Below are 520 nucleotides of genomic sequence, written 5' to 3'. Positions count from 1 at the left end.
CAAACGCACAGTGAAGAAGTTGTGCAGTTGGTTATCTGTGTCGCCAGCTGGGTATTATAAATGGTTAAAGCAATTACCTAGCACACGCCATAAAGAGAACAGTTCGTTACTTAAGTTTCTAAAGCATATTAGCGACCAGGAGCACTGTATTCCTGGTTATAGGAAGCTCTGGGAGGCAGCGGTAGCGCATGGTTTTGATTGCAGTAAAGGGCGTGTGCAGAGACTATTACAAAGCGTTGGCTATCGTTCAAAATCAGGTAAGAGACGCTATACAAGCCGCGCGAAGAAAGAAGGTACAATCAAATCGAGTAATTTATTACGACGCCAATTTAATGTTGATGCAGCAAATACCGTGTGGGTATCAGATATCACACAAGTACGCTGTAAAGATGGTTGGCAGTATTTGTGCGTCGTTCTTGATTTGTACTCTCGTAAGGTTGTTGGCTGGGTAACAAGCCGGATAAACAACGCCGAGTTAGTTATTAAAACACTGAGAAAAGCATGGTCAGCACGCAAACCT

1 protein-coding gene is annotated in these 520 nt (G+C 43.5%); it reads left to right on the top strand.

Going from position 1 to position 520, the window contains the following annotated elements:
- Positions 1–214: 214 nt before the first annotated feature.
- A partial coding sequence (locus CWC28_RS21995; protein WP_171038333.1) for a DDE-type integrase/transposase/recombinase occupies positions 215–520 on the top strand: 306 nt, incomplete at its 3' end.

Source organism: Pseudoalteromonas sp. S4492, assembly GCF_005886115.1.
GTDB classification, from domain to species: domain Bacteria; phylum Pseudomonadota; class Gammaproteobacteria; order Enterobacterales; family Alteromonadaceae; genus Pseudoalteromonas; species Pseudoalteromonas gelatinilytica.
The sequence above is the reverse complement of the archived record's forward strand: the minus strand, read 5'-3'. Positions and strand labels throughout refer to the sequence as shown.